The organism is Mycolicibacterium aubagnense, from assembly GCF_010730955.1.
Taxonomy (GTDB): Bacteria; Actinomycetota; Actinomycetes; order Mycobacteriales; family Mycobacteriaceae; genus Mycobacterium; species Mycobacterium aubagnense.
The window spans coordinates 488,285-510,593 of record NZ_AP022577.1 but is presented as its reverse complement, the minus strand read 5'-3'; the positions used below and the strand labels follow the sequence as shown (position 1 = coordinate 510,593).

The following is a 22,309-nucleotide window of genomic DNA, read 5'->3' as shown; positions in this document are numbered from 1 at the left end:
CGCAGTCCTCCTAGCTGCCGAATCCGCCCGAGACGGGTAAGGTGCGCGCGTTGATCAGGGTCGGTCGGTCGCGGTCAGCGATGCCCGCCTTCACCAACTCGAATACCTCGTCGGAGCTGTGGGCTTCGTGGGCGTCGACGCCGTAGCTGGCTGCGGTTCCTACGATGTCGAGGCCGGGAATGTCGAGGCCGGGGACGTTCGGGGTCTTTTCCCAGACGCCGAATTCTTTGACCACGCCGTACTCGGCATTGGAAGCCACGACGACCGTGACCGGGATCTGGTAGCGCGCCGCACTCCACAACGCGGTGATCGCGTAGTGCATGGAGCCGTCGCCCATGAGCGCGACCACGGGTCGATCCGGTGCCGCGATTTGGGCGCCCACCGATGCGGGTAGGCCCCAGCCGAGTCCGCCGCCGGCGGCGGATAGATGCGATAGCGGATTTCCCGGGCGGATGCTTGCGGTCATGGGGATCTCGTTACTGCCGGCTTCGCTGACCCAGAGCGTGTCATCGGGCGCGGCGTGACCGACGGCCGCCCACAGCGACTCGGGCTTCAGCGGTACCTGTGCCGACACGTGTTCGGGGCCCGCCGCGCGCGGCGTGGGGGCGGGGCGCTGGGTTGGTTTCACCGTCGTTGCCAGCGCCTGGGCGGCTGTACGGACGTCGGCGACGATCGCATCCCCGATGGGCGCGCGGGCGGCCTCGTCCGGATCGTTGGTGATGTGGATCAAGCTTGCGCCCTCGGGCAGGTACGGCCCCGGCACCTGGGGGTAGTAGCGGAACACCGAGGTCCCGATCGCGAGGATCAGGTCGTGCCCGGCGAGAATCTGCGAGATCCAGCCCGCGCCCGGCGGCAGCGCGCCGTGATAGAGCCGATGATTCTCCGGGAATCCGCTCCAGCCGGTCAATGGTGCGGTGAACACGGGAGATTCGGTGCGTTCTGCCAGTGCGATCACCGCCTCGTACGCGTCGTAGCGGTCGATATCACCGCCGACGACGATCACCGGTGATGTGGCGGCGTCCAACCGTGCGCCGATCTGTTCGGCCAACTCGGTTGGGAAACCCGTCGCGTGGGTTACGGTGCGCTCGCGCACGACCTTGATATCGGCGACTTGATCGTCGGTCAGTTCGACCGGCATGTCGTCCATCGGGAGCGAGACGAAAACTGGTCCCATCGGCGGCGTGGTGGCAAGGTGAATCGCGCGGGCCAGCACTGCCGGGGCTTCACTGGCGATGGCGGGCTCGGCCGCCCATTTGATGAATGGTTTGGGCACCGTGGTGGGTTCGTGGTTGGTCAGCAGACAGTACTGGTTCTGCATGTTGCGGCGTTGGTTCCCCGCGGTGATGATCAGGGGCGTCTTGTTGACGTAGGCGTTGTAGATCTGGCCTTGCGCGTTACCCATTCCGGGGGCGGTGTGCAGGTTGACCACGGCGGGACGCCGTGTGACTTGCGCATAGGCGTCGGCCATCCCGACCGGAATCATTTCCTGAAGGCCGAGGAAGTATCGGAAGTCGTCGGGAAAGTCTTGTAGCAGAGCCAATTCAGACGAGCCGGGGTTGCCGAACCAGGTGGTCAGATCGTGGGAGCGGAACAGGTCGAGGATGGCGTCGCGCACTGTGGTCACTGGTAGTCATTGCTTTCGTGAGAAATTACAAAGGGTCAGTCGAGTTCCCCGCGCACGGGGTTCAGCGCCCAGTTCAAGGCGAAGTCGGCGACTTCTTCCCATCCCGGTGCGCCGCAGGTGAAGTGGTCTCGCTGGGGGAACAGCTTGTAGGCGGTGATCGCAGACGAGTGTTTGGCGTTTTTCGTGTAGTTCTCGTGCTGCACCGCAGGCGGGAGGATGTGGTCGCGGCCGCCGGCAATGAACAGCAGCGGCGCACGATCGTCGTTGGCGAAGTTGTATGTGGTGGCAGCGTTGTGCGTGAAGTTGGCCAGGCCGCCCTGGAAAAGGATCCGCCCCGGCACGGGGACGGCGTAACGGTCATAGGCGATCATAGATTCAGATTCGCCGAGCGTGTTGGTGAACGCATAGTGAAATTCTGCGGCCGTGATGGGCACCGCACGGTGCACATTGGCGGGATTTTTCAGTACCGGGAACGTGGCCCGGATTTCTGAAAACGGCAGCGCCTTAATGCCTTTGACGGCGGCACCGTCGATGGACACCCCGGCTTGTCCGTAACCGGCGTCGAGCAACAGTTGCACGAACGTGCCGCCGAATGAGTGGCCCATCAAAATCGGCGGTTCGGTAAGTTCGTCGATGAGCTCGGCAAAGTGATCGAATACCTCCCGCACCCCGAGTTCAGCTAGCGGTGTCGGGTCTTCCCGCAACGCTGCGACGCCGGCCGGGCCGGGAGCAACACCGGGGTAGCCAGGCGTCATCACGTCATAACCGCGGGCGCGGTAACGCGCCACCCAGTCCTCCCAAGCCAACGGCGTCATCCACAGCCCATGAATGAGAACGATCGTCTGCGCAGAACCGGATGCCATGGCAGCCAGCATGCGGAATCGAGGCGGGCGCCGACAATGAACTGCAGCCTAAAAGCACCCTTCGAAACCTTGTGCCAGAGCACAATGCTGCGCGGCGTTTTACGATCCGGTGCGTGCCGCAGCGACGAATACAACCACGGACAGTTTTGACCAATCGCGTCCGCGAACAGTCGGAGGCGATCGTGATCAAAGTCTTCAGTGTGCTGCGCGGCGAAGTGTCTGACTACGTCCTTGGCCGTGACGATGAAGGCAACACTGTTCAGGACAATATCGCCGCGTACCTCGACGAGATGCTGGACTGGATCGACCTCGGCGGCGAACCCGGCGATCGGAGTTTCGATTCCGCAATTCGTCACCGCGCCGGTCAGGGCCTGACACTTTCCAGCTTGCTGCACGCCTACAGGCTTGGCGCGGCCACCATCTGGGACGAACTCGCATCTTTGGCGAACACAGACCAGATCGAAAAGGAAGCGCTGATAGCGGCAACACCGTCCATCTTTGCCTGGATGAACACCAATTCGCTTCGCGCGCATGCAGTTTTCCGGGAGATCGAGATCCGTGACGCGCGGCGCAACGAACAAGTGCGCGCCGCGCTGCTGGATACGATTCTGTTCAACGACTCCAGCATCGGAGCAGCGTTCTGGGACGCCGTCGCCGCCCTCGGACTTCCGCGAACAGGACATCTGACGGTCATCGCGGCCACCGGCGCCGAGGACACATCGATCGGGGACGCGCCTCCGGACATCGAGACGATGATCTCGTCGCATGCCGCTGTACAGGACGCATGGTTCCGCCTGACTCCGAGTTCACAAATCGGAATCGTGCTGATGCGTCGGAACCACACCGACGCGCTGGACCGCATTGCCGGCAGCATCTGTTCAGACGTACCGGTGTTGATCGGTCTCAGCAGTCCCTTCACCGCCGTCACCGACTGTTCGAAATCCCGCGCCCAGGCACAAGTCGCCATGGCAGCATCCGCGACCGACAGGCCGGTCACCCGCTACAACCGCGATGTGTTGCCCGTGCTGCTGGCCAGCGCGCCTGATGCCGCCGCCGCCGTTGTGGCGGCCACCCTGGGGCCGGTGCTCGAGCTGCCATCCGACAGAGCCGAACCGCTACTCACCACTGTCCGCACCTGGTTACGACTCGGCCAATCCGTATCAGCTACAGCCGTAGAACTGCATTGCCATCGCAACACCGTCAACTACCGGCTGCGTCGATTCACCGAACTGACCGGACGGCCTCTGACCGACAACTTCTGGCTGGCCCAAGTCGCCTTGGCGCTCGAGGCCCCACGCCCCCAGAAGTGAGCTACCAAGCCGAGCGACGACAGTCGAGCCCTTCTGCGCGGCCTCGCGGCGTGAGACGTCACGGCATGTTTTCTCAAGTCCAACGGCTCGGGTTAGATCCTTTGACCTGGCAATGTCTGAAATAGATATGAATCGATTATGAAATCGACCTGGAGGTCATTATGCGTCAGCTATGAGTATGTCGACTCGCGTTCAATTCTAGCTAGAATTGGCTTTTAGATTGCATTGATAGGCAAGATTGAACGCGGGAAAGGATATTGAATTGTTGAGCAGCGGGATTGCCAAGAGCATTGTGGTTGCATCCGTAGCGATGATGTTAAGCGGGCGTTCGGCGGTGCCGGCACTGGCTGCATCCGAGGTGCAGGCATCGGCGCAGGAGACGATCAGCGACCTCGAAGCCCGGGGAGTTCGCCCGATACTCAACAAGATCGGGAACGCACCCATCGAGCAATGTACGGTGATCGCGGTGCGGCAGGGCACTGCCGTCAAACATTCCTGGGTGCAGCGGGGCCCGACTGGAAACGTGGGCAATCTCGTTCGGTACAAGACTGCGTATGTCGATCTCATGTGCAATAGATGATGACGCAAGGAAATCATTCAGCGACAATTCGCCGGTCAAGTCTTCCGAATTTTCGCTAATTGCTGACCGCAAATGAACGACTGGTCCGTATTCGATTCCGCCGGATTTCTGTAGATGGTGCGCAGAGTCTCGTTCTAGTGGGCGGACCAGTTTTGCTGAGGCCAATGGCGACTCCCATCTGATGCGGGCCGGCTCGCCTGACAGCGCCGCGGTGTGCCGAAGATTCGGGACGGGATAGGACACACCCCGAGCTGCGCTTTGACGGCGGGGGAGAGGCGCGTAACCGGGTGTCCTGATTTGTTTGGCAACGAGACCAGCGAGTCCGATGATGGCGGTTGCGTTCCAAGAAATCGGTTGTTGCATCCGGATATGACGCCGATGCTGTAGCGGTGGGGGTTAGCGGGAAATGGCCGTCTTTGGCTGGTGAACTCGCGGTGGCGGGCCGGTTGTTTGGCTCGTCAGGCGCAAGCAAAGTCGATCGCTGGCTGAACGAGCAAGCGGAACTGGTAGGGGACATCGAGTTCGCGCGCACCTTCTCCGATCACCTTGCACTGCCGGGCGTCGCGTCGCTGGACTACGCCCATCGGCACGTTCGCACGGCACGCGGTGACCTGCTGGGTGGAATCAGGTTCTACTCTCGCAACACCGCGCGCCCCTTTGTCGACGTCCTCGCCCATAGCTTCGACGACATCGACGCCCTCACCGGCTGCGTTGTCGCCGAATGGTCAAACTTCAACATCCGCTTCCTGCGGATGCGGACCACGCCCCACCTGCTGGCCAATCGGCCGGATGTCATCCTCGACAAGAGCATTCACCTCGCTCGATGCCACGACATGGCCCCCGCGGATGGCCGCATCACCCTCGATCGATTCGGCGCCGCAGAAGACGCCCTTCACCTCGTCGCCGACCGCTACGCCCACGTAGCCGAAACAGATCCCGTGCTGTCGAACAATCTCACCGCCGTCCAACCCGACGACCTTCGGGATTGGCACGAACGTGAACAGATGTGGGCCATCCGCACCGGCGACGACACAGTGGGCGTGTTCGCGGTGGCGCCCGGTGCGCTCGGCTGGATCACCGGCCAGGAAATCAACGAGGAGGTCATCAGCGTGGGACATGCAGGAAAGCGCCTTGCCACGTCCACCCAATGCGCGTGGGCGCACGGTTGGGCTGCCGACGCCGCGGACCTACTGATAGGAACCATCGACCGCCACAACCACGCCTCCCGAGCCACCGCTCTACGTGCTGGCCGGCCTCGCGTACTCGACGACATCTTCATCGGCGCCTTGCAGGCCGATGAGCGGGCCAGCTGAGACAGTACGAGTCTCCGCCCACTCGCCCGTTGTCGGTGGACCGTGTTCAGATTTCGCGCGATGATGCCGCGCGTGCCGACTTTAATTCCGCCGGCGATATCCGCTGGTCATTTGTCTCGATCTCCTCATCCGTCGTTGTCCGTGGCCAGCGTCGCGTTGCTCCGGCCGTGGCGACCATCTGACGCCAACGCAGTCGTGGACGCCTTCAGTGATCCCGAGATCCAACGCTGGCATGTCCGACGTGCTGACTCTGCGGACGAGGCGCGGCGATGGATCAACGAGTGGAATGCCGGGTGGACCGCTGAGGCTCAGTTGAATTGGGCGGTGGTCGACCTCACCAGCGATGCTCTGATGGGCCGCGTGTCGCTGAAGTGCCTGGATTTGCACGATGGTTCAGCTGAAGCGGCGTATTGGATGGTGCCGACGTGGCGCGGTCGCGGACTCTGTACGCGGGCGTTGACTACGTTGTGTCAGTGGGCATTCCGCGACGCGGGTTTCCATCGGATTGGGTTGGAGCATTCAGTGGCGAATCACGCTTCGTGTCGGGTTGCGACTAAGGCCGGGTTTCGCGCGGAGGGCACCCAGCGGAGTGCTGCGTTGCACGCTGATGGGTGGCACGACATGCATGTGCATGCGCTTCTGGCCAGCGATGCGCAGGACCGCCGGCGATGAGCGCTGCTTTCAGCCGGGCGGATGCATTGGCCTTCGTCGCAGCACGGATTCCTGCCTTCGACGGTCAGCGCTGTCCGAGGATCGCGATAGACGGACCCGACGGCGCCGGCAAGACCCATTTCGCCGACGCTCTTGCCCACCTTCTGCGCGACCAAGAACGACCGGTGGTGCGTGTATCGCTCGACGACTTTCACAACACGCGCGAAGTCCGTTACCGGTTGGGCCGTGGTTCGCCTGAAGGCTTCTGGTCAGACTCCTACAACTATCGCCAGTTCCACACCGATGTCCTTACCCCGTTTCGACCCGGCGGCTCTCGGCGCTACCGCACCGCCTGCCATGATGTCACGACCGATGCGGTTCTTACCCCTGAGCCGCAGGTTGCCGCCCCGGGAACAGTGCTTGTCGTGGACGGAATCTTCTTGCAACGCAACGAACTTTCCTCCCATTGGGACGTTTCGATATTTCTCGACGTTGCCTTCGCCGAAACTGCGCGACGGATGGCATTGCGGGATGGAAGTAGTCCAGAACCCGACCACCCCACCATGCGGCGCTATGTTGAAGCCCAGCGCCGCTACTTCCGGGAATGCAAGCCTCAGGAACAAGCCACGATCCTGATCGCAAACGGTGACTACGAATCGCCAGTCGTACTCCGCGCATAAACACAACCAGTTAGGGAACACTCACGTCCCCGCCGGAGCCAGAGGTGATCGGGACGAGCGCGGTGAATCGGTGGTCTCTCCAGAGGCGCCGGGATGCCTCTTCGGGGTAGGTCTCGTCGGTAATGTCGGTGCCGTAGACGCGAGTGATGCGCGTGCCGGGCTCGTAAGGTGCCCATCCCGGGTCACCATTCGATGCAAAGGCAACCCAGTCCATGCGCATCGCCCCGGATAATCGCTCAAATTCGCTGGCAGCGTTCGGATTTGCGGTCGGGTGGCTGGTGATGTCGGCGTGACTGAGCGTGCCGAATACAAGTAGCACGTCCAGGCTGTGGGAGGCACTTTCGTCTGGGTTGAAGCTCCACGACAGTTCAAACAGTCGCGCGGTGCCGCCCCCGGCATGGTGGGCATCGGCGAGGTGTTCGCTCGGCATCCGGAACAGCCAGTCTGCGTTCACGGTCTCGTAGAGCTGTGACGCCGTGGCCCGAGGGTAGGCGGTCTGATAGTCGCCTGGCCCGCATGATTCTGGCGCAAGCTGTTTGACCGTGCTGGCGAGGTGTCGGGCAGTGACGGGCTTTCCGCGCCACGGATTGAACAGGGAGTACTCGTCGCGAGTGTGCCCGACGAGCAGATCAATCGCGTGACCAGCGCCTGATGCGAGCAAGCGCCAGGGTGCGTCGGACAGGGTGACGCCGTCAACGATGGGGGAGAAGGGTGTGGGGGTGAGTGCCATCGGGCCCCAAGAGTCAGCGAAGGCAGGCATCTTTGCGAGCAGTGCGTGGCTAGCTGCGACCAGAGAGTGGGGTGAAAAGTGTTGCAGCTCAACGGCCGTGGCCCTTGCGCCAAGCTGCTTAGCGATCTGGGCGGAAACGCCGGCAGCGAGTTCCTCGGTGAAGAACGTCCCCGGCAAGCTTTGGACGATAGCGCGCCGAAACAGACCCGCACTGGCCGGCATGGTAAGCAGGGCGGCGACGCTGCCGGCGCCGGCAGATTGACCGAACACCGTGACGTTGGTGGGGTCACCGCCGAAGGCGGCGATGTTGTCGTGCACCCATTGCAGTGCGGCAATCTGGTCGAGAAGGCCGCGGTTGTTCGGTGCGCCCGCGATATAGGCGAAACCTTCCACGCCGACCCGGTAGTTCATGCTGACCACGACCACACCGGCCGCGGCGAGGGCGGCACCGTTGTAGTGCGGGTTGGCGGTGTGGCCTTCCAGGTACCGGCCACCGTGAATCCACACCATCACCGGGAGACCTGAGGTACCGAGGTTTGGTGACCACACGTTCACCGTCAGCCAGTTTGTGTCGACATCAGACGCTGGCGCTCCGGTTTGCGGTGCTGGCGGCCCGAATACCAGCGCATCCCGGACACCGTCCCAGCCTTGTGGCGGAACGGGTCGCGCGAAGCGGTAGGGGCCCAAAGGCGTTTGGGCATAGGGGATACCGCGGAACACAGCGACCGACTTCTCCCATCGGCCTCGCACGAATCCGGCAGTCGTCGGTACCTCAGGCATGAGGGTCACTGCCTGATTCCATCATGGGTGCAAGTTGGTCGCAGGTATCACGTGTCCGGCAGCGCGCAGTCGCCCCAGCAACTGTGGGCGCGGCGGGGGACGACCGCGTTCATCGATCGTTTCGTGGTGGCGTTCAATTCCGATCTCGGTCGAGCAGGTTGATGCCGAGCCAAGCAAGCCTCATCATGTTCGATTGCCTATCAATGTGGCGTCCGGGCCAGGTGGGAAAACCTTGACTCAGCAAACATACGTTAGGTATGTTTACCCGAGGAATTCGATGATTTGAGAACATGACACTTGGGCCGGAATTGAAGTACTGACGTCAATAACATTGTGTCCAAGGTCTTTAACGATTCGGTGACGCGGGGGACTGAATCATGACAGGTACGCAGAACGGAACGCAGACAGCAAATAGCAGCGAGGAGGCTGCAGCCTGGGCGGCGATCGACACTGCCGACAGGATGGGCTTCCTTGTGGCCCATCCTCTGGCGGCCGCCGACAGCAGCGATACCCCAGGCGCCGGTGGGACCTGCGGCGTCGACGCCCATTCAACGGCATTGCGCAGCCAGTGAGCTCATCGGAATATGCCGACCTGGCAGCGGTGGTTAGCTCGCATCAGCGGCGAAACTGGAGCATCTCGCGGCACCGGCACGACCAGTGCTCCAGCGCCGGCCGGCGCACCCGGTGGTCCCGGTGCCGCGGTTGCGTCCATCAAGGTGGTGTACGAGTCGGACCTGATCAGCGGTACCGGCGTGTCGTAGCCGAGTGATTGAAGGTCATCGCGTGATTCTTCGAGAGACCGTCCAAAGTCACTCGAGCAAAGGAATCGACGCGATGACCACTGCCCACAATATCGATCTGCCCACTGTGCTGGCCGAACGACTCACCACTGCCCATCCCGACGTGCTGCGCGAGCTGCTGGCCACGTTCATCCACACCCTGATGGGCGCCGAAGCCGACGCCCTATGCGGTGCCGGCTACGGCGAACGCTCGGCTGAGCGCACCAATTCCCGCAACGGCTACCGACACCGTCAATTCGACACCCGTGCAGGGACTTTGGATCTTGCGATCCCGAAGCTGCGGCAAGGATCCTACTTCCCGGACTGGCTGCTGGAGCGCCGTAAACGCGCCGAGCGGGCCCTGACCACGGTGGTGGCGACGTGTTACCTGCTTGGTGTCTCGACGCGGCGGATGGACAAGCTGGTCGAGACCCTGGGCATCACGTCGTTGTCGAAGTCGCAGGTGTCGGTGATGGCCAAGGAACTCGACGCCGCCGTGGAGGCGTTCCGGACCCGGCCGCTCGATGCCGGCCCGTATACGTTCGTCGCTGCGGACGCTCTGGTGCTCAAGGTGCGTGAAGCCGGCCGGGTGGTCAACGTGCACGCCCTGATCGCCGTCGGGGTCAACGCCGAGGGCTACCGCGAGATCCTGGGAATCGATGTCACGACCGCTGAGGACGGGCGGGCTGGTTGACGTTCTGGCGGTCGTTGACCGCCCGCGGCCTGTCCGGGGTCAAACTGGTCACCAGCGACGCCCACGCCGGGCTGGTCGCCGCCATCGGGGCCACCCTGCCCGGAGCGGCGTGGCAGCGCTGCAGAACCCACTACACGACCAACCTGATGTCCGTCACTCCCAAGAGTTCGTGGCCCTGGGTGCGCACCCTGCTGCACTCGGTGTTCGACCAACCTGACGCTGAATCCGTTGCTGCTCAATATGATCGGATCATCGACGCATTGTCCGACAAGCTGCCCAATGTCGCCGATCACCTCGAAGCGGCGCGGCCGGATCTGCTGGCGTTCACCGCGTTCCCCAAGCAGATCTGGCGCCAGATCTGGAGCAACAATCCCCAGGAACGACTCAACAAGGAGATCCGCCGGCGCACCGACGTCGTGGGCATCTTCCCCGACCGCGCGGCCCTGATCCGTCTCGTCGGAGCAGTGCTGGCCGAACAACACGACGAATGGGCCGAGTCGCGGCGCTACCTCGGCCTCGACGTTCTGAGCAAATCACGCACCGTCAACGACACCCCAACCGAACAGGAGGCTACCCCCGCGGCACTGCCCGCCTGACCCAACTACCTCGAAGAATCACACGACGACGTCATACACCACGTCCCTGGACTTGACCGGTGCCGCAGGCGGGGATGGCGTGGCGTGGCCCCGGATATGGTCGTGCGCTGGCTATCGCGCTGCCGCTGGTGGCACCACTGGAAGGGTCACGCGATGGCGGCCGTCACCGAAGGCCCGTTCCCGGCGCATACCTGTCAGGACTGCAAGCTGATGTGGCAATCGACTCTTTGGGGACCCTACGGCTACGGCGATTACGGCGACAAGTGATGACTGGACACGGGCGCCGCCAGGTCGAATTGGGGCAAGAGGATCGGCCGCGCGGACCAAACTCAGGTGCCGCCGGCAGAGACATTGCCCGGCCAGGTCCCGGAGGCTGCCAACCATCCGGTGTCGACGCTCACCGCGTTGTGACAGTTCCCGCGACACTACTGACGATCGCGATAACCAGCCCGCCCAGGGTCAGTACTCCGACGATCACCGCGGCGGCGATCGCTCGGCCTCGTCGGTGCCGGCGTATGTCGTAGATCGCCAGCGCGAGGCTGGCCAGGATCAACGCGGCATAGGCCGCCAGCCCCACCGTCAGCTCCGCCGTTGACGCAGCGCTGGCCAGGGTCACGTGGTGCACGCCGTGAGCCTACGGCGCGGGCGGAAGCATCGCGAAGGCTGTCGTACGATCCTGACGCAACCCGTTGTAAACCGTTGATGGTGAGCTGGTTTGGCCAACTCGACCCGCTTCGGCGGGCGAGAGGTGCGTATCGGTTCCTTGACCCGAGGCGTGAACGCCGCTTCTCGGCTTGGCACAGCCGACACAGAACCCGCCCGGACGTAGATGGGGTCCGGCCGGGCGCTAGTGCAACCAGAGGCGGCCCGACAATGATGGCGTCAGCGTCCCTGCCGCCAACGCCATCGGCCAGCACCGAGGGCTCAGACGTTCACTCCAATGGCTCGGGCGTGAAGGTGACGTCGACTCTGCCTACGGTCATCGTTATCTGACCTTCGATCACCATCACCTGTGCCGAGACCCGTCGATCGACAGACTGGGCCAGTTGCTGCACCGGTGCGTGCGGTATCTGCACCACCGACAGGTTCGGCAGCCCCGCTACTTTGGGGCCGACCGTGCGCCACCAGGTGGCCACGCCGGCGGCGAACGGGAAGAGCAGTACCTGGTCGGCCTGGCTCGCCGCCTTGCCCAAGGCGCGTTCGTCGGGCTGACCGACGTTGATCCACTCCAGGATCCGGCCGGTGTAGTCGGCGAGCCGCAAGTCGGGTACGCCCGGGGTGGACAGGCCTGCGCCGAACGCCAAATCACCGTCGACGTCGCTGAGTCGGTGTGCGCGAAGCCCAAAAGCCAACAACCGCACCACCATCCGCTCATCGGTCTCACTGGGATGACGGGCCACGGTAAGCGCGTGATCGGCGTAGTAACCGTGATCGACATCGGAGACGCCAAGCTCGACTTTGAATACTGTTGCAGAAAGGGCCACGTCATAGTGTCCACCCAGGTGGTGTCCACTGAGCAGTCGGGCCGCGTTGAGTGGTCAGGCCGCCGAGCCAGCCGTCAGTTGGAGTGGCCACCGACAGACCACGGATTGGGGACTGTCCGACGATGGTCTATACGAAAGCGATTGGGGCCCAGCATGATCCGCTGCAGTTCACTGGTAGCGCGCCGTATTCAGTTCCGCTGTATTGCCGTTTCGAATCGTGATGTGTCGTGGCATCTCCCAATGGCGCCGGAAGGGAGCGCTTGGGTCGTGCTGGTCGAGCCTGTGGGTCGAGTGCCTCGGCGCCGCTGAAGATGCCAATAGTTTGCTGGAGTCTTTGTTCAGGTCTCGACTCGAGCTGGCCGGTTCGGTGCTTAACGACGTTGCCCACTGAAATTGGATTGCCCGCCAATGGGCGGTGCGCTTACCGTCGATGCCATGCCTTCGGACGCACCCACCATTCTCGCGACCAGTGGGGGAATAGGCCAAGGTCAACGCACACGATTCGAGTTCACTGCCATGACCGATTACGCGGTCGATCTTTCCGGAGTCACCGGACGGCCTCCACGCGTCTGCCTGCTGGCGACGGCGATGGGTGACGACAAGGCGGTGCTGCACTACCTCACCGAGGCAGCGCAGGTCCGTGGCTTCATCCCGTCGCACGTGGCGTTGTTCCCAATGCCCACCGTTGACGATGTCACCGCGCATCTCCTGGAGCAGGATGTGGTGTGGGTGTTCGGCGGCAGCGTAGCGGGACTGCTGGCGATGTGGCGACTGCATGGTGTGGATGAAGCGCTAGGTATTGCTTGGCAGGCAGGGGTGGTGTTGACGGGCACCTCGGCGGGCTCCATCTGCTGGCATGCAGGTGGCACCACGGATTCGTTCGGCCCACAACTACAGCCTGTTACCAACGGCCTGGGGTTCCTGCCTTACGCAAACGGCGTGCATTACGATTCTGAGGATCAGCGCCGACCACTACTGCATGAGCTAGTTGGTAGCGAAGTTCTGCCATCAGCGTTTGCCACCGATGACGGCGCCGGCCTTGTCTACCGTGGCACTCAATTCGTGGAAGCCATCGCCGAAAATAACACAGCGGGAGCATATTTCGTCGAACGATGTGGCGGCGCGGTGACTGAGACGGCCCTCGGTGTCCGACGGTTGCAGCGCTGAAGCCCGAGCAGTAGCGACGGAGCAGTCGGCGCCCAGTCCCTGTCGCAATCCCTGACCGAGATCGTAGGTGAATGTCGCACGATAGCCCTGTGATTCACCAGATGAAAATGCAGTATTTTACTGGTAACCCGCCATATTGGATTCCGCCGTATTCCTGTCGGTGGTGGCGTGCAAAGAGGCGGGAGAGCGGGCTTTCGGACGCGGGGTCTGCCGCGCTATGGCAGTGACGGAACTTGCTCGCCGTTGCCCGTCAGCCACGACGTGATTCGTTCGCTGTCTGGGGATCGTCGGGAGCTGCAGGAAACCCGCTCTGGCAGTGGCCGGGGTGGAGTCCGTCGGTCGAATGGTTGAATCTGTCCGCGTGCCGCCCGCAGTGTCATACTGATACTGCGGGTTTGTATCACTAGCGCTTCGCACCCTGACACTGTGGTACCACCGCTGCCGCCCGCAGCGCAGATCGGCTACGTGCTGTGTCCGTGGAGCATGTCCTGCCGGGGCCCGGTCGTTCGCTTCACGGTGTATCGGTGCTCGATGTCGCCTGCCGACAACAGCTGACCCCACGGTCCAATGGGCCAGCGGTACAGCCCTGCACACTTCCAACCGATTGCAGAAGCGAGAACGGTCAAATCTTGTCCCGTCCTAGAATACTCGAGAACCGTTGTTACCGAACGCCTTTGTTCCGAAGTAGGCCTGCCACCCCGGCCAGGAAGAGAGCAGCCAAAGCCCACAGCGGTTGCGTCCATCAAGGTGGTGTACGAGTCGGACCTGATCAGCGGTACCGGCGTGTCGTAGCCGAGTGATTGAAGGTCATCGCGTGATTCTTCGAGAGACCGTCCAAAGTCACTCGAGCAAAGGAATCGACGCGATGACCACTGCCCACAATATCGATCTGCCCACTGTGCTGGCCGAACGACTCACCACTGCCCATCCCGACGTGCTGCGCGAGCTGCTGGCCACGTTCATCCACACCTGATGGGCGCCGAAGCCGACGCCCTATGCGGTGCCGGCTACGGCGAACGCTCGGCTGAGCGCACCAATTCCCGCAACGGCTACCGACACCGTCAATTCGACACCCGTGCAGGGACTTTGGATCTTGCGATCCCGAAGCTGCGGCAAGGATCCTACTTCCCGGACTGGCTGCTGGAGCGCCGTAAACGCGCCGAGCGGGCCCTGACCACGGTGGTGGCGACGTGTTACCTGCTTGGTGTCTCGACGCGGCGGATGGACAAGCTGGTCGAGACCCTGGGCATCACGTCGTTGTCGAAGTCGCAGGTGTCGGTGATGGCCAAGGAACTCGACGCCGCCGTGGAGGCGTTCCGGACCCGGCCGCTCGATGCCGGCCCGTATACGTTCGTCGCTGCGGACGCTCTGGTGCTCAAGGTGCGTGAAGCCGGCCGGGTGGTCAACGTGCACGCCCTGATCGCCGTCGGGGTCAACGCCGAGGGCTACCGCGAGATCCTGGGAATCGATGTCACGACCGCTGAGGACGGGGCGGGCTGGTTGACGTTCTGGCGGTCGTTGACCGCCCGCGGCCTGTCCGGGGTCAAACTGGTCACCAGCGACGCCCACGCCGGGCTGGTCGCCGCCATCGGGGCCACCCTGCCCGGAGCGGCGTGGCAGCGCTGCAGAACCCACTACACGACCAACCTGATGTCCGTCACTCCCAGTTCGTGGCCTGGGTGCGCACCCTGCTGCACTCGGTGTTCGACCAACCTGACGCTGAATCCGTTGCTGCTCAATATGATCGGATCATCGACGCATTGTCCGACAAGCTGCCCAATGTCGCCGATCACCTCGAAGCGGCGCGGCCGGATCTGCTGGCGTTCACCGCGTTCCCCAAGCAGATCTGGCGCCAGATCTGGAGCAACAATCCCCAGGAACGACTCAACAAGGAGATCCGCCGGCGCACCGACGTCGTGGGCATCTTCCCCGACCGCGCGGCCCTGATCCGTCTCGTCGGAGCAGTGCTGGCCGAACAACACGACGAATGGGCCGAGTCGCGGCGCTACCTCGGCCTCGACGTTCTGAGCAAATCACGCACCGTCAACGACACCCCAACCGAACAGGAGGCTACCCCCGCGGCACTGCCCGCCTGACCCAACTACCTCGAAGAATCACACGACGACGTCATACACCACGTCCCTGGACTTGACCCCCACAGCGCGAGCTTGATGGCGGGCAGCACTAGCACCAGCCAGATCGAGGCAGTCGACGGAATAGTCCAGTCCCTGTTCTGCTGACCGGCCGGCGGTAGTACATCGTCGACCGTGTAGGTGATCGATTCCAACCAAGGGTTCTTGTGCCCAAACTGTTTCGCGGCTTCCGGCTGCGACGGAGCAACGACCGGCGGCGCAGAAGCAACTACCGAGTGCTGAGAACCTGACTGGGTGGCGGGCACGATATCTGCGCGGTACCCATGCACAATCCCAACGCTCAACGCCAAAAAAACGATCATGCTCGCGATAGACGCCAAAGGATAATAGCCATAGCCTGCGAGAACGCAATACAAACCGCGCGCCATTCGCGGCACCAACGGTGATTGGCCGGTGACCTTGTTCTCCGCGGCGAACCGCAAGTGCCGAGCGGCGGCGGGATCACCGATGCGGTCGTAGACATCAGCCAGCGCATGCCAGGGCTGTACCGATACCGCTTTGTTCCTTCGCAACCAGGCTGTGTGCCTGCGCACCCACCCCGAAAGCCGCCGCCACCTCACCAGCAGCATCCGCACTGATCGGGCTCTTTCAGGCGAGCTTGGCGATGCCGCTTCGGGAGCATACTGACGCAACCAGTCCGTTTGCCTGCGCACCCACCTAGAACGCCGCCGCCACCTCACCAGCAGCCGCCGCACTGATCGGCGTTCCGCACACGAGCGGTTGACGTCCGGCGCCCCCGAGTTGAGCCACCTGTATGCGAGCCTCCAATTTTCGCGTAAGCCGCCCGAAGACTCCGGACTGCGCATGTCGCCGACAGTCCATCCAGTCGCCACAACTGGTCTCGGAGGGCGCTTGCCAACGACCAAGTCGGCGACCTGCGCCCTGACCAGGTTCACCAACCCGTCACAGTGTTTGGGTGTCAGATCCAGCCGCGAAACCGTCAGTGCCTCCAAGTTCAGCGCGATTCCTCCCGGAGTCACGACGCTAGCTCCGCTGAGATCAAGCCGGGAGCCCACCGTCGCCCCGACCGCGCGCAACGTGCCGTCGATCCGGCTCGGCGTCGTGGCAGGCTCATCGCCCTCGCCCGCAAGGACGCTTCCGGTGATATTTGCACCGGCGATGTCCAGGGCAGCCCTGCCTACTCTGCCCGCAGAGCCCGGGCACCAGAGCCTGGCACCGTTGATCGCCAGGTCCCGGCCGATGGTGGCGCCGCGAAAAGAGACCATTCCCTTGGAATCGAATGCGTATGGGACCTGGTCGTCCACTTCGATTTCCCCGGCGGACACGCCCCCAGCGACCTTCGCCTCGTCGAGGAGCAATGCCCATCTGTCCGAATCATCTTCTGCAAGGGGATTGTGGAGCGCGGCACCATCCAAATAGAGCTTCCCGTCAACGGTGACGCCCACAGCGCGGAACGTGCCCACGACCGTAAAGCCTCTCCCCGCGTACATGTTTGACTTGATATGGGCCAGGTCAAGCGTTAGCGCGAAACTGCTCGAGCCCTTGCGGTCATCGCTGCAGCTGACCTTGGCGCCGTCAAGGTCGAGCGTATGGCCGACGGTCAGCCCGATAGCACTGACGGCCCCCCTAAAGCGCGCCCCCGGATACTTGTCGTCGGGAGCGGCGAACACATGGCCTGCGATCTGGGCGCCGTCCAGAGCCGCTGCAAGTCTTTTGCCCTTAGGCCTGATGAGAGTGGCTCCCGTGAGGTCCAGATCGCCGCCGATGACCACACCGCGCGCTTCGATTACGCCGATGGAGCGGAACCCGTGGCGCGCCAACACGTCGTTTGTGACGGTAGCGCCGCGAAGGCAAAGCGCCGGCACAAGCGCCGTGCCGACCAGGACAGTTCCTGTGAGATCGAGGTGGCCGTCAATAGTTGCCCCTGTCACGAGCAGGCCACCGCAGACGGTGACGTTGGATAGCGTGAGCCCACGAATACGCGAGTACCCAAGGTTTAAGGATTTATCTAGGACGCAATTTTCGAAGCGAAGGGGATGGGCGAAGTCCACGTGTCCAAGGTCGACGACGTCAGTGAATCTGACGCCTCTGATGCGGATCCCACGCGGGTCGACCTGAATTGTGGGGTCGGTCAGCACTGCTCGCAGGGCTGCGGCGGGGAATATCCGCTCGGCCGGCCACGACGCAACGGATTTCCTATCATCCACCACCCTGGGCGCGCGGTCGAGACACTCACCGGCTTCGGCTTTGCGTCTAAGTTCGTCGAACCAGTCCTGTTCGATCTTCGAAAGTGCTGTCGCCACGTGTCGACAGTCTTCCGCGTTTCTGGTTGCACCGCAGGTAATTCGACATCTACGACGGCCCCACCCCTGGTAACCCGCAGTGAACGCAATGAGCCGTGCTGGCAACGGTTCCACCCAGCGGCCGCCGGTGACGTGGACCGCGCCGTCACAGAGATCCCCGGCACTACCCGGCGTGCACCGAATGCTCACCAGCCGGGCGACTCGGCGCTGGCGACCCGCGGCGGCCACCGACCCGCTAACTCCGATTCTCGTCGTGGCAACGCGTGCTCAGCGCATCGGCTGCCGCTTCTCGATGAAGATCAACTTCCCGCAGCGGTCGCACCGGAACGGTGGCGCAGCAATTTCATGTAGCTCCTGTAAGCCGTTGGCGTCGAGGCGCTTTGGCCATATCGAGACGGCGCGGCGCGAGAAGCGCACTTGGGCCCGCATGATTCATCAGATGAACATGGCGTGGTTCACTGAATATTGGCCTTATCAATAAGTGTCGTAGTCACCTCGGCCTGACCCACCCTGGGGGAGCTGCGTGGCATCGCGTGCATAGAATTGCGGCTGGGAGGTTGGCAGATTCCGGAAGTCGAGCTTTCTGGTGGCGTGATGCATTATGAGGACCGCGGTAGCGGCCCATGCCTCCTGCTGGTGCATGGAATGTTCGTCAATAGCAGCGTGTGGTGCCAGTTGGTGCCGAAGGTCGAGGAGTCGACGCGTTGTGTCATGCCTGATCTTCCGTTGGGCGCGCATAAGACACCGATGAATAATGCGGATCTCTCACCGCCGGGGCTTGCCGCCATGCTCGCCGAGTTCATCGAGCGACTTCAGCTGCACAACGTCACCGTTGTCGGCAATGACACCGGTGGCGCGCTGTGCCAGATTCTGTGCGCCAGCCACCCAGATCTCGTCAGTCGGCTGGTGTTGACTAACTGTGATGCCTTTGAACACTTCCCGCCGGGGGCGTTCCGACCGATCGAGTTGGCCGGAGCACACGTCCCAGGTCTCATCGGCGGGCTTGACTTGCTTCTGCGGTCTAGGTTTTCTAGGCGGACTCTGCTCGCCGCCGCGCCTTTGACTATGCGTCCGCTGCCGGATGACCGACTCGCGGAATGGTTTGCCCCACTGCGGGATAAGCGTATTCGCGCTGATTTGCGTGCTGTGTTGCAAGGAGTTTCGAACAAGCACACACTGAACGCCGCCGAAGGTTTGAGAAGTTTTGCTCGTCCATCGCTTATCGCTTGGGGCGCACGTGACCGATTTTTCCCACTGCGCGATGCCGAACGACTCGCCGAGATATTGCCCTTCGCACGGCTAGAGATAATCGATGACGCGCGTACTTACGTGCAGTTCGATCAACCAGAGCGGCTGGCCAACCTACTGCTTGAACACGTGGGCTAGACGCGCCGCCGGGGCTGCATCGACGAGCACGGCTCTCGGGGGTGCCGAGCCGGGCGGTTTGATGGCGGGGTCGGGTCCGTCTCTTTGGCGAGGTCCGTCATAGCCAAATACGCTTCACTCCGACGTGCTCGCGCATCGGTGGGGAGGTTGGAGGTATCAGAAGAAGTGGACGTATTCGCATCCCATTCGAATAGCCAATTCACTACTGGTAACTCTGCATATTCGATCCCTGCATATTCCGCCCGTGCAGCCGGGCCTAGGGCCCGCCTGCCGGCGCCAAAGGGCGGCGAGGCGTCGCTATTGCGAAGACGCTTGACCGGTGGCTCGGTACGCCAACGGACAACGGACTAGCTGTCCTCGCCTTCCATTACCGGCTCGGGTTGCTGACCGTGCCGTCGACGCCAGAGGTTACCGACGTCGTCGGCGAACCGGATATCAACGCGCACCTCAACCACCGTCGATGCGCTGTACAGCACTTCGGAAGACTGGTCCCTCGGGATGACCTGGGGGTATTTATCGACCATCTGCTGCTGCGCATTCCGAAGAATTGAGGAAAGACCTGGCACAGTCAAGATGTGGTCGGTGAACATTCCCCCGTACGCACCGAGATTCGCTGGCATCCCGGCCACCATCCCGGGCGGATGCATCGACTGAGCGCGGGAGCCGATTGCATCGAGAGTTCCGCTCATCCCGCCCGACAGAGTCTCACGGAAGAGTTCCTGCACCGAGATTTTTCCCTTCGCCGGGTGACATGCGTCATCTAGCCGATTACCGTCTCCGTCAACTCCGTACACGTCGACTTGGAGGTCGGTGATCGGACCAGAACTGGCGTTGGTGACGGTGACGGTCCACAATCCCTGACCGATGGGCACGGCTTTCACGGAGGCGGTTACCGCGCGGATGCGGCCACCACTGTTCCCAGTCTCCGTGGCACCGATAGAGAAATAGGTGTTGTTGTCGCGCCCTACGAGCAGGTTCTTCTTTGTGGTGCTGAGAGATGGCGCGGAAGCATACGAATCCTCTACTGCTCCCGCGCCTGGGGAGGGTGGGGCGGCGCCTTGGGGGCACGCGCAGCGACTCGACTGATCCGAAGATCGCCGCCAGCTGCAACGTCCTCCGCTGAAACACCGGTTCCGCCGTCGACAGCCACGTCTTCGACCTCGATGTTGCCCCCAACCGCGGCGCGGCGGATCACCACGCCGATGGTGGCTGGGAGATCCGGGGCCTGCTCCTCAACGGCCGACAGGAGAGCCTGTGCGAGGCCGTACAGCTCAACGTCGTCGCCGGCCCTGGCTTGGGTGAGCTTCTTCTCAACCAGTGCGCGGCGAAGCTCTTCCTCCGGCTCCTGCTCCAGACCCTCGACGTCTGCGCTGACCGAGGCGTAGCGATTTATGACCAAGTTTTTCATCGCGGAGTAGGCGTCGCCGATCGCCTGCTTCGCGGTGCCGCGGACGCCGTCGGACGCGCCAAGGGCGAGCGCGGCGACGATTAGAGTCACGGGATCCATCTGCAACCTCCAGCTCCGACCCCACAGCCGGGAGGGGTCTCATCTAAATCTAGGCGTTGGTTCCGACAACTCGGCGGACGTCGGCGAGGGCCGGAGCCCACCTGGAGAACGGCGACCCCTGGGTTAGGACTGAACACGCGGGTGGAGCCCTAGGAGGTGAGGTGTTTAACCCCCCGTGACTTGAGCGGGAGAACGATCTGGTCAAGGGAGGCGCCGCGCCCGCTGCCCGGGCAATGGATCAAGCTCCCGCTTATTTCCATCCTGGCCGACCGCTCACTACATCTCATAAACGCCGCTACGTCGACGCCAACGTCGGACCGTCGACGTAGTGTGGCATCAACGTCGACGAAGAATCGGGGTCCAGGATGCCGAAGCGGTCTAACGAATTTCAGAGACTCATCGCGCTGTTGACCATGGCGAAGAGCGACGGTGCGATCGTCCACGAATCTGTTGAAATCGAGACCCTCGACGGGGGAAAGAAGCGCGAGATTGACATCGTCGCCGTCGGTGCGGTCGCGGGTCACCGGACCATCGTGGCCATCGAAGCTCGGGATACGAAGCGAAAGCAGGATGTTCTGTGGGTCGAGCAGGCGAAGACGAAATTCGAGCGCCTTGGCGCCAACGTCAAGATTCTTGTGTCGTCTTCGGGGTTCACAGCCGAAGCGTTAGAGAGCGCCACCAAGTTCGGCATCAAGACGATCACACCCGGTGAAGTCACCAAGGAGTTCGTCGGGCAAGTCGTCAACAGTGCTACGCAAGCGGAGTACCACCACTGGGTCACCCTCGTGAAGAAGACGGAGATAGTCGTTTCTCTTGATGGCCAAATGGATCGACGAGAAATGGTCGGAACTTGTCCGATCTTCACCGGCGATGGCGTACAAGTCGGGATGTTCCACGGTCTCGTAGAGCAGATCACGAAACACCACACACAATCTCACCAAGAGCTTTGGGATGAGAGTGACCGCGAAGGTGAGCAGCAATACGGCACAGGCAAGTTTCAATACCTCGCCACGGGTGAGTACCCAAACCCGAAATTCAACGGCCAGAAGATCTATGTCAAAGGGCTTGACCCTGCGGGCTGCGAGATTCTTTTAGAGCTGGTCAATGTCATCGTCACCTTCGAGGCCAAACGAATCGTCGCTGATGTGAGGCTTCGCCACGGCGTGTACGACGGCACATACTTCTCCACTGGGTCAGGCGCTCTTGGCGACGCAAAGGTGCAGTTGGTCTACACAGAGACACCCGAGGGCGGCTTCGGCGTTGTTGGGCGTATAGATGGACCCCTCGACACCCTTGTCGGGCTGAAGACCGTGGCTGAGGGCTATGACGCCGACTCGAAACTGTCCAACGGAAACAGTGCTGAGTAGCACTAGCTGACCCAGTTGCTGAGCTGCGTAGATATCGAAGACAGCGCCGATGGGGCGAGTCGAAGCGGTAGCGTCGGGTCGGTGGGCGGAAAGTGTTGCAACGCAAGCCGAAAACGACGGGAGGAGTGGTGGCCTGCAAGCGGCCAGGCGTTGATTCATCTGATGCAATATGCAGTGGGTTTAACTGACATAATGTACCTTATCGGCGTTTAACCTTGCCTGGTGTGCAGCGACTAGTTGCGGCGTTTGCCCGCCTTTGTCCGATCCAGGACTTCTTGACAGTGATCCCGGAAACATGTCTGCGGTCAGAGTCTGCCCCGTTTTCCGCGACTGCTTGAGAGTTGCATTGCCCCTTAAGCCGCCTGCAGGACTCCGAATCCG

The 22,309-nt window shown here is 62.5% G+C and carries 17 protein-coding genes and 2 pseudogenes; 11 read left to right on the top strand and 8 right to left on the bottom strand.

The window, feature by feature from the left end; genetic code table 11:
* Window positions 1-10 precede the first annotated feature (10 nt).
* Together mdlC and G6N59_RS02655 are read right to left on the bottom strand one after the other, a co-directional pair.
* Window positions 11-1,624, bottom strand: coding sequence for a benzoylformate decarboxylase (gene mdlC, locus G6N59_RS02660; protein WP_138230796.1), 1,614 nt, complete (start codon window positions 1,622-1,624; stop codon window positions 11-13).
* Window positions 1,625-1,659: 35 nt separating this feature from the next.
* Window positions 1,660-2,487, bottom strand: coding sequence for an alpha/beta hydrolase (locus G6N59_RS02655; protein WP_138230827.1), 828 nt, complete (start codon window positions 2,485-2,487; stop codon window positions 1,660-1,662).
* Here G6N59_RS02655 and G6N59_RS02650 point away from each other — a divergent pair.
* The 5 genes from G6N59_RS02650 to G6N59_RS02630 all read left to right on the top strand — a co-directional run bounded on the left by G6N59_RS02650 (window position 2,481) and on the right by G6N59_RS02630 (window position 7,021).
* Complete coding sequence (locus tag G6N59_RS02650; RefSeq protein WP_138230795.1) at window positions 2,481-3,797, top strand: PucR family transcriptional regulator; 1,317 nt, start codon at window positions 2,481-2,483, stop codon at window positions 3,795-3,797. The genes G6N59_RS02655 and G6N59_RS02650 overlap by 7 nt on opposite strands.
* A 265-nt stretch (window positions 3,798-4,062) precedes the next feature.
* On the top strand, window positions 4,063-4,377 hold the full coding sequence (locus G6N59_RS02645; RefSeq protein ID WP_234884254.1) for a hypothetical protein: 315 nt from the start codon (window positions 4,063-4,065) through the stop codon (window positions 4,375-4,377).
* Window positions 4,378-4,712: 335 nt separating this feature from the next.
* On the top strand, window positions 4,713-5,690 hold the full coding sequence (locus G6N59_RS02640; RefSeq protein ID WP_138230794.1) for a hypothetical protein: 978 nt from the start codon (window positions 4,713-4,715) through the stop codon (window positions 5,688-5,690).
* Window positions 5,691-5,750: 60 nt separating this feature from the next.
* Entirely contained in the window at window positions 5,751-6,362 is a 612-nt protein-coding gene (locus G6N59_RS02635; RefSeq protein WP_306789612.1) for a GNAT family N-acetyltransferase, read from the top strand.
* Window positions 6,359-7,021 carry a nucleoside/nucleotide kinase family protein gene (locus G6N59_RS02630; RefSeq protein WP_138230793.1) on the top strand — a complete coding sequence of 221 codons (663 nt, stop codon included), beginning with the start codon at window positions 6,359-6,361 and terminating at the stop codon, window positions 7,019-7,021. Before G6N59_RS02635 ends, G6N59_RS02630 begins: the two co-directional genes overlap by 4 nt.
* A gap of 10 nt (window positions 7,022-7,031) precedes the next feature.
* On the opposite strand, the gene G6N59_RS02625 is transcribed toward G6N59_RS02630, so the two are convergent.
* On the bottom strand, window positions 7,032-8,531 hold the full coding sequence (locus G6N59_RS02625; RefSeq protein WP_138230824.1) for a carboxylesterase/lipase family protein: 1,500 nt from the start codon (window positions 8,529-8,531) through the stop codon (window positions 7,032-7,034).
* A gap of 377 nt (window positions 8,532-8,908) precedes the next feature.
* Between G6N59_RS02625 and G6N59_RS02620 the strand changes: the two genes are divergently transcribed.
* Both G6N59_RS02620 and G6N59_RS02615 read left to right on the top strand, forming a co-directional pair.
* Window positions 8,909-9,103: a hypothetical protein gene (locus tag G6N59_RS02620; RefSeq protein WP_138230792.1), complete on the top strand. Its 195-nt coding sequence runs from the start codon at window positions 8,909-8,911 to the stop codon at window positions 9,101-9,103.
* A 262-nt stretch (window positions 9,104-9,365) separates the two neighbouring features.
* A pseudogene (locus tag G6N59_RS02615) lies at window positions 9,366-10,600 on the top strand (IS256 family transposase).
* A 397-nt stretch (window positions 10,601-10,997) separates the two neighbouring features.
* Here the strand turns inward: G6N59_RS02615 and G6N59_RS02610 are convergent.
* Together G6N59_RS02610 and G6N59_RS02605 are read right to left on the bottom strand one after the other, a co-directional pair.
* Complete coding sequence (locus tag G6N59_RS02610; protein WP_138230712.1) at window positions 10,998-11,225, bottom strand: hypothetical protein; 228 nt, start codon at window positions 11,223-11,225, stop codon at window positions 10,998-11,000.
* 307 nt (window positions 11,226-11,532) lie between these two features.
* On the bottom strand, window positions 11,533-12,084 hold the full coding sequence (locus G6N59_RS02605) for a YaeQ family protein (RefSeq protein WP_138230711.1): 552 nt from the start codon (window positions 12,082-12,084) through the stop codon (window positions 11,533-11,535).
* Window positions 12,085-12,519: 435 nt separating this feature from the next.
* On the opposite strand from G6N59_RS02605, the gene G6N59_RS02600 reads away from it, so the two are divergent.
* On the top strand, window positions 12,520-13,251 hold the full coding sequence (locus G6N59_RS02600) for a Type 1 glutamine amidotransferase-like domain-containing protein (RefSeq protein WP_138230710.1): 732 nt from the start codon (window positions 12,520-12,522) through the stop codon (window positions 13,249-13,251).
* 865 nt (window positions 13,252-14,116) lie between these two features.
* Window positions 14,117-15,347, top strand: a pseudogene (locus tag G6N59_RS02595) (IS256 family transposase).
* 5 nt (window positions 15,348-15,352) lie between these two features.
* On the opposite strand, the gene G6N59_RS02590 reads toward G6N59_RS02595, so the two are convergent.
* The gene (locus tag G6N59_RS02590) at window positions 15,353-17,668 is read right to left on the bottom strand and encodes a hypothetical protein (RefSeq protein ID WP_163910882.1); all 2,316 of its coding nucleotides are present in this window, start codon (window positions 17,666-17,668) and stop codon (window positions 15,353-15,355) included.
* A gap of 594 nt (window positions 17,669-18,262) precedes the next feature.
* Here G6N59_RS02590 and G6N59_RS02585 point away from each other — a divergent pair.
* Window positions 18,263-19,054 (top strand): alpha/beta fold hydrolase, encoded by a 792-nt coding sequence (locus G6N59_RS02585; protein ID WP_268815800.1) that lies wholly within the window; start codon window positions 18,263-18,265, stop codon window positions 19,052-19,054.
* A gap of 347 nt (window positions 19,055-19,401) precedes the next feature.
* On the opposite strand, the gene G6N59_RS02580 is transcribed toward G6N59_RS02585, so the two are convergent.
* Both G6N59_RS02580 and G6N59_RS02575 read right to left on the bottom strand, forming a co-directional pair.
* Window positions 19,402-19,935: a hypothetical protein gene (locus G6N59_RS02580; protein ID WP_234884236.1), complete on the bottom strand. Its 534-nt coding sequence runs from the start codon at window positions 19,933-19,935 to the stop codon at window positions 19,402-19,404.
* A 140-nt stretch (window positions 19,936-20,075) separates the two neighbouring features.
* The gene (locus G6N59_RS02575; RefSeq protein WP_138230707.1) at window positions 20,076-20,561 is read right to left on the bottom strand and encodes a Het-E N-terminal domain-containing protein; all 486 of its coding nucleotides are present in this window, start codon (window positions 20,559-20,561) and stop codon (window positions 20,076-20,078) included.
* A 413-nt stretch (window positions 20,562-20,974) separates the two neighbouring features.
* Between G6N59_RS02575 and G6N59_RS02570 the strand changes: the two genes are divergently transcribed.
* Window positions 20,975-21,928: a restriction endonuclease gene (locus G6N59_RS02570; RefSeq protein WP_163910875.1), complete on the top strand. Its 954-nt coding sequence runs from the start codon at window positions 20,975-20,977 to the stop codon at window positions 21,926-21,928.
* The last annotated feature ends 381 nt before the right edge of the window (window positions 21,929-22,309 follow it).